Here is a 6448-nt window from a genome sequence, read left to right as displayed (position 1 = left end):
ATGATTAATAAAAAATTGAGCACTAAGTTTTCTGCTCTTGCTTTAGCTTTACTTTTGGCAGGCTGTGGTGGTGGTGGTAGTGAAGGCTACTATGAAAACGGAAATTCAGGTGGTAATACGGGTGGTTCAGATAATGCTGGTAACCCATCTGAAGTCCAATCACTCAAAATTACTAACTTTTTGTTAACAGACTCAAATGGTGCAGAAACTCAAAAAATTTCGGCATTAGGAGCTATAGCAACAATTAAAGTAGCTGATGGAAATGGTAATCCAGTTCGTGGGGCTCTAGTTACTTTTTCTGGTGAAAATATGACATTTAGTACCACGAATAGCTCAGTTTTTACTAATGCTGATGGTGAAGCAAGTATTGGAGTTATACCAACAGATTCGAATGTGACAGGCGCATATAAGATATTAGCCTCTGTTGAATTAAATGATCAAACTGCTACTCAGTCAAAAAATATTAGTTTCGTTAAAACTGATATTGTGATTGACCAACTTGTTGCAGCAAGTACATCTCTAGTTTCAGGTGGTTCGACTCTCATAACGTTGATTATAAAAGATACTGATAATAATTATAAAAATAATCAAGAAGTTACATTCTCTGCTGACTGCGGTAGTTTCAGTAATCCAAAAGTTGTTTCATCAAGTGAAGGAAATATTTCCAATACATATTATGCTTATGATATAGCTGGTAAGTTATGCAGTGGTAATCAGAAGATTACTGTAACGCCAAGTACATCTACAATAAATTCAAAAGATATTTTTGTTAATATTCAAGCAGCAACAGCTACATCTATTGTTTATAACTCTAAGGATGAATTAAAGATTCCAGTCCAGGGAAGCGGTTCCTCTTCAAGTAGTCAAGTAGAATTTACCGTTTATTCCAATGGCACAACACTTGCCAATCAGGATGTGACATTAAGCTTGAATAATGCACCAAGGGGTTCAAGCTTTGTAAGTCTTGGCAATACTGAGGATCGAACAGTTAAAACTGATAGTAATGGTAAAGTCATTGTAAATATCTACCCCGGCGATATTCCAGGTCCTGTAGAAATTAAAGCAACTTTGCCTAGTGGTTTTAGTGCACTTGCGAAAAATATAACCATTACAATGGGGCGTGCAACTCAAAATAGTTTTAGTTTATCAGTTTCTAAAAACTCATTAGAGAATGATAAAGATGGTGATACTACGACCATCGTTGCACGATTAGCTGATCGTAACGGTAATGACGTTCCCGATGGAACAGTAGTTAACTTTATTACAGAGGGTGGCAAAGTTGATGGAGCATGCTCAACTGTTAAAGGTCAATGTTCTGTAGAATTAAGTACTCAAAATCCACGTCCTGCTGATGGCCGTGTATCTGTGCTAGCTTACGTGGAAGGTGATAAGAGTTACGTTGATACGAACGGTGATAATATTTATACACCCCTAGAGGATACCTTAGTTAATAATATTGGTAGCTTTTTCCGCGATGATAATGAAAATAACCTTTATGATAATAGAATTGGTGAATTTAAATATGACCGTCAGCTTCTAGGTTCACGTTTAACCTGTGGTATTTCTTCATTCTCTGAACCTAATATTGCTAATACTTGTGATAACCAATTATCGGCAATTTTACGTCAACAAATTGTTTTATATTTTGCTGATAGTACAGCGACTATTCGTGACTTGCTAGCAAGCGGTTCTTCTTTAAGTTTCAATTTATTTGGTAAGAGTGCTTTAACAACACCAATGCCATCAGGTACCACAATTGCTGTAACTCCAGAGGATACTACAGATAATAATAAATCATGTACCGCTGCATTATCTTCAGGAAGTAATCCAATTGCCAATGTGATTAATTCGACTTATTACCAATATCGTTTAAAAGATTGTGCAGCTGGGGATAATTTTATAATTACAACTACAGCTCCAAATGGTAAGGTTTCTAATTTTTATATAACTTATCGTTAATTTAAAAAATAAACAAAAAAACAGCGCTTCGGCGCTGTTTTTTATGGGGATTTCAATTTAAAAATTAAATCGAAGTTCCCACACTCACACCCACCGTGGGTTTCACATTCATCGAACTACAACCAACAAAACTTAAACTTAAGCAAATGATCAATAAAACTTTATTCATGAATTAATCCTTGGTCCTTCGCCTCGTAATACAAGACAGCAGAGCGTATACCACTACGGCAAACCATTAAAATGGGTTTAGGTAAGTCATTATAGTATTTGGAAAATTCTTCAATGTTCTGTTGTGTAATTTTTCCGCTAATCACTGGCTGATAAATTACACTGGCATGATGGCGCTCTGCGATAGTGCGAAGCTGAATAACCGATACTTCATTACCTGTTTCCTGATCTGGACGATTGACAATGACAGACTTAAAACCCTGTTTCATTAATTCTTGAAACTTAATGCTATTCATTTGTCCAGCTACACTTACTGTAGGAGTTAATGGCCGGCTTAATTCTGCAGAAAAACTGAGTGTAGCAAAGCTTAGACCGAGTCCAAGCATTGCACATTTCCAGAAGCAGGGATTAGTCATCCAATAAATCCATTTGTTTTGCGATCTGGTACAGGTTATTAGAACGGTTACCAGTACGGCAGAACATCAATAAGGGTTTTGGTAGTTCATTATAGTGATTGGCAAAAGTACGGACATCAAGTTCAGTGATCTGACCTGCAACTACAGGTTGATGCACATAATCCAGACCTGCTGCACGAGCAGCCTCTTCAATTTGTGCACTGGTTGGCTGATCCGGACCACCTTCCATATCCGGGCGGTTATTGATAATGGATTTAAAGCCTTTCTCAACTACCTGTTCGATATGTTCTGGACCAATTTGACCTGCAAAGCCTACATTTTCACTCATGATGTCACTCCATCATTTCATTTATAAAGATATGCTTTATGATAGCATTAAGCTCAAAAATGAGCAGAAAGATCTGAAATTTTTATAAACGAATACAACCATAAAATAACGCAACGGAGCGCGTATGCATGTATATACAGTTGAACCACTGTATGTCAAAAGCGGTCAAGATGTCATTGCTGCCGATTTTTATCGTCCCAAGAATATACAAAAACCAGCAGTCATTTTAATGGCACATGGTCTGGCTGCCTTACGTCATTTTGAACTGGTCAAATATGCCCAACGCTTTGCAGCAGCGGGTTATGCCGTCATTTTGTTTGATTATCGCTACTGGGGTGGAAGTACCGGACGACCACGAGAACTGGTTTCAATTAAAGCCCAGCTTGAAGACTGGCGAACCATGATTGCTCACGTTAAAGCACGTAAATCCGTGGATGCTAAACGTATTGTGCTCTGGGGAACGAGTTTGAGTGGCGGATATGTACTAACACTTGCCGCAGAATCCAAAGATGTACAGGCCATTATGGTCCAAGTTCCATTTGTGGATGGTGCTGAAAGTGCCAAATTGTATCCTTTACAGCAGCTGCCTAAAGCGCTGAAAATTTCCAGTCAAGATTATATGGGCTCTAAAGTCGGGATGACGCCACGAACTTTACCCGTCGTGGCCCAGAATGAACTCTGTTTCTTGCCAACACCCGATAGCTACGAAGGTTATCTGTCAATCGTTCATCCAGACCATTACTGGAGTGGGGAAATACCAGCACGGGTATTCTTTAAACTGATCCGCTATCGACCGATTCAGGATGTGCGCAAAATTACAGTACCGGTTCTGTTTATCGCTGCGCAACAGGATAGCCTGATTCCGATTGAGTCTAGCCGTGAAACGGTAACCAATATTGCACCATTTGCCCAATATCATGAGTGGAATATGCGACATTTCGATATATATCATGGTGAATGGTTTGAAAAAGCAATTTCGACCCAATTAGAATTCTTACATCAATATATTGGAGTTCGTTAGATGATCATTGTATGTCCGTCATGTCAGGCCAAAAACCGTGTGCCTGAAGATAAACTCACCGCGAGTCCTGCATGTGGCCAGTGTCATCAGGGCCTGATTCCACTTGCGCCGATTGAACTGAATGAACAGAATTTTAGCCAGTTCGTGACTGGTAGTGATTTACCGATTCTGATCGATCTCTGGGCGGACTGGTGTGGTCCGTGCAAAATGATGGCTCCGCATTTTGCAACGGTAGCGCAGCAGTATCCAAATGTGGTATTTGCCAAAATTGATACGGAAGCGAACCCAAGACTCAGTGCTGCATTTAATGTTCGTAGTATTCCGACACTGGTTTTGATGAATAAAACTGATGAAATTGCTAGAATAAGTGGCGCACTCAGAGCACCACAGCTACAACAGTGGCTGGATCAGCAGCTGAATGCCAAATCTTAATACCCAGGCCTGGAGTTAACGTGTCAGATTCTCATGTACAACCAGAGGGAATTCTTTCCCTACAGACGATTGCAATGCCAGCAGATACCAACTGGAGCGGTGACGTATTCGGTGGATGGATTGTTTCACAAATGGACTTGGCCGGTGCAATTCACGCAGAACGTTTTTCTAAGGGACGTTGTGCGACAATTTCAATTAATCAGATGACTTTTCTGGTGCCGGTAAAAGTCGGTGATGTGATCAGCTGTTATACCAAGATTCTGAAGGTGGGGAATACCTCGATTCAAATGCAAATTGAAGTATGGGACAGTCACGATGATTCCCGTCCACCTGTACGTGTTACTGAAGGGGTATTTACCTTTGTTGCCGTGGATGTCAAAGGCAATAAGCGCCTGATTCCGGATGAAGCAAAACAAAAGTTCATTGATGCTCAACAAGCGAATTGATGAATGCAAAAACCAGACGATATGTCTGGTTTTTTATTTTTGAAAAATTAAATCATAAAATCTTGATTTTAAAACTTGTCCTGATTTTAAAGCTAAAGATCAAATCCTATTAAGCTCAGAAGGGTATGGTAGTCATCATCTCTATAAATAATAAGAATGCTTTAACTCGATCCCAATTTAGTTAGTACAGATTATTAAAATATTAAGAAGCAACTCTATTTTTAAGTTGCGATTTAGCGATCCAGGCCCAGAGCATTTCACACTGAATCGGTGCTTTGCCAGATTCATCTGTTATGACGACCTGCACCAATGTTTCGCCTTTATCTGTACTTTGCATCAATTGCTGCTGTTCAGCAGTCAGAGTGGCTATAGCACGCATTGCCCCCTGGGTAGGACGTTTATAATCAATTTTGATACTTTTGATGAGGACGACTGCAGAATCAGGCACGTTCATTGCGGTGACAAATCCCGTGGCTGTTTCTGCAAGCAGTGCCATGGCACAGGCATGAACCTGACCAATATGGTTCTGCATAGCCTTATGATTGGCCATGCTGACCATGACCTGATCATGGCTCACCTGTTCATAGCGAATTCGGGCAGAACCGACCATCGGCACCACACGTCCAAAGGTTTTACTCAGCAGTGCAGTACGAATGCCTTGAGGAAGTCGTGAACTTGCTTTTACCAGTTTGGAGAGTCGATTGCTTTTGGCCATGGTTCTATTATCCGAAAATAGACTGTCTTAGTCTTTAAAGTTGTTGAACTGTAAAGGCACACCAAATTGCTGTTCTTTGAGGAATGCCATAATTTGTTGCAAAGTATCGCGTTTTTTATCGGTCACACGAATCTTGTCGCCTTGGATAGAAGACTGCGCTTTAATGCCACTTTCTTTAATGGCTTTATTAATTTTTTTTGCGGTATCTGAGTCAAGACCGTCTTTCAGTTTGATCACCTGGATATAGTTTTTACCTGAAGGTGCACCTTTTTGCGGATCGAGCGCCTGAATATCTACTTTACGTTTAAAGAAGTGATTTTCTAACATGCTATAAACTTGTTCACACTGGAAATCACTTTCAGTCTTGATTTTGATTTCTTTATTTTTTTCGTTCAGCTCGATTGAAACGTCCTGACCACGGAAGTCAAAACGGGTCGCAATTTCTTTTTGCGTGTTTTGAACTGCATGGTTTACTTCAAAAATTTCTAATTCAGAAACAATATCGAAAGAAGGCATAGTTTAGACCTTTACAAATGGAAAGAATATCTGAGATGCTAGGGATGTTTTCTTCATTTGCCAAGTGTTGTTTACATCAAAGGAGTGCGCAATGATCCGTAAACAAGAAATTACAACATTTGAGTTCCCAGAAGGTGCTGTAATCTGGGATGTACGTGATTCTAATGCTTTTGCTGAAGCACATATTAAGGGTGCGGTAAACCAGCCCATTAACGATCTTTCAGCAGATAGCCTTACTCAAGTGTCCACGGATCAGCCGATTTATATCCTGTGTGGTGGAGGTAGTAAAGCCCCTCGTGCTGCTGAAAAACTAGAGGGTTTCGACAGCTCTCGTGAATATGTCATCCTGATGGGGGGTACACGTGCTGCCCGTGATGCAGGCTTGCCGCTGGAACAGGGTGCCTGATTAAGCTTTAAAAAGAAAAAGCGCCGTCAGGCGCTTTTTTC

9 protein-coding genes are annotated in these 6448 nt (G+C 40.2%); 5 read left to right on the top strand and 4 right to left on the bottom strand.

What is annotated here, in order from left to right; all coding sequences use genetic code 11:
• The coding region (locus B4033_RS03705) for an Ig-like domain-containing protein (protein ID WP_286832180.1) at nt 1–1959 on the top strand (1959 nt) is incomplete at its 5' end.
• Between the two features lie 161 nt (nt 1960–2120).
• Here the strand turns inward: B4033_RS03705 and B4033_RS03700 are convergent.
• Both B4033_RS03700 and B4033_RS03695 read right to left on the bottom strand, forming a co-directional pair.
• Entirely contained in the window at nt 2121–2543 is a 423-nt protein-coding gene (locus B4033_RS03700) for a beta-lactamase hydrolase domain-containing protein (protein WP_286832178.1), read from the bottom strand.
• Complete coding sequence (locus tag B4033_RS03695) at nt 2536–2871, bottom strand: TIGR01244 family sulfur transferase (protein ID WP_071321295.1); 336 nt, start codon at nt 2869–2871, stop codon at nt 2536–2538. The genes B4033_RS03700 and B4033_RS03695 overlap by 8 nt, the downstream gene beginning before the upstream one ends.
• Nucleotides 2872–2995: 124 nt before the next feature.
• Between B4033_RS03695 and B4033_RS03690 the strand changes: the two genes are divergently transcribed.
• The 3 genes from B4033_RS03690 to B4033_RS03680 all read left to right on the top strand — a co-directional run bounded on the left by B4033_RS03690 (nt 2996) and on the right by B4033_RS03680 (nt 4770).
• Nucleotides 2996–3892 (top strand): alpha/beta hydrolase, encoded by an 897-nt coding sequence (locus B4033_RS03690; RefSeq protein WP_163164887.1) that lies wholly within the window; start codon nt 2996–2998, stop codon nt 3890–3892.
• Nucleotides 3893–4324 (top strand): thioredoxin TrxC, encoded by a 432-nt coding sequence (gene trxC, locus B4033_RS03685; RefSeq protein ID WP_103800805.1) that lies wholly within the window; start codon nt 3893–3895, stop codon nt 4322–4324.
• Between the two features lie 74 nt (nt 4325–4398).
• A complete protein-coding gene (locus B4033_RS03680; protein ID WP_218954330.1) occupies nt 4399–4770 on the top strand; it encodes an acyl-CoA thioesterase in 372 nt (123 codons plus the stop codon).
• A gap of 202 nt (nt 4771–4972) precedes the next feature.
• Here the strand turns inward: B4033_RS03680 and B4033_RS03675 are convergent, their stop codons facing one another.
• Entirely contained in the window at nt 4973–5485 is a 513-nt protein-coding gene (locus tag B4033_RS03675) for a DUF4442 domain-containing protein (protein ID WP_071321298.1), read from the bottom strand.
• Between the two features lie 27 nt (nt 5486–5512).
• On the bottom strand, nt 5513–6001 hold the full coding sequence (locus tag B4033_RS03670; RefSeq protein WP_004816006.1) for a YajQ family cyclic di-GMP-binding protein: 489 nt from the start codon (nt 5999–6001) through the stop codon (nt 5513–5515).
• 91 nt (nt 6002–6092) lie between these two features.
• Between B4033_RS03670 and B4033_RS03665 the strand changes: the two genes are divergently transcribed.
• Complete coding sequence (locus B4033_RS03665) at nt 6093–6407, top strand: rhodanese-like domain-containing protein (RefSeq protein ID WP_004816007.1); 315 nt, start codon at nt 6093–6095, stop codon at nt 6405–6407.
• Nucleotides 6408–6448: the final 41 nt, after the last annotated feature.

This window comes from Acinetobacter sp. UBA3132, from assembly GCF_002364825.1.
Taxonomy (GTDB): Bacteria; Pseudomonadota; Gammaproteobacteria; order Pseudomonadales; family Moraxellaceae; genus Acinetobacter; species Acinetobacter schindleri.
Note: the sequence above shows the minus strand (reverse complement) of the source record. Positions and strands in the feature narration are given on the sequence as shown.

Coding starts and splice junctions, on each gene's coding strand:
- B4033_RS03700 (WP_286832178.1), bottom strand. CDS start 2,543: ATGACTAATCCCTGCTTCTGGAAATGTGCAATGCTTGGACTCGGTCTA.
- B4033_RS03695 (WP_071321295.1), bottom strand. CDS start 2,871: ATGAGTGAAAATGTAGGCTTTGCAGGTCAAATTGGTCCAGAACATATC.
- B4033_RS03690 (WP_163164887.1), top strand. CDS start 2,996: ATGCATGTATATACAGTTGAACCACTGTATGTCAAAAGCGGTCAAGAT.
- trxC (WP_103800805.1), top strand. CDS start 3,893: ATGATCATTGTATGTCCGTCATGTCAGGCCAAAAACCGTGTGCCTGAA.
- B4033_RS03680 (WP_218954330.1), top strand. CDS start 4,399: ATGCCAGCAGATACCAACTGGAGCGGTGACGTATTCGGTGGATGGATT.
- B4033_RS03675 (WP_071321298.1), bottom strand. CDS start 5,485: ATGGCCAAAAGCAATCGACTCTCCAAACTGGTAAAAGCAAGTTCACGA.
- B4033_RS03670 (WP_004816006.1), bottom strand. CDS start 6,001: ATGCCTTCTTTCGATATTGTTTCTGAATTAGAAATTTTTGAAGTAAAC.
- B4033_RS03665 (WP_004816007.1), top strand. CDS start 6,093: ATGATCCGTAAACAAGAAATTACAACATTTGAGTTCCCAGAAGGTGCT.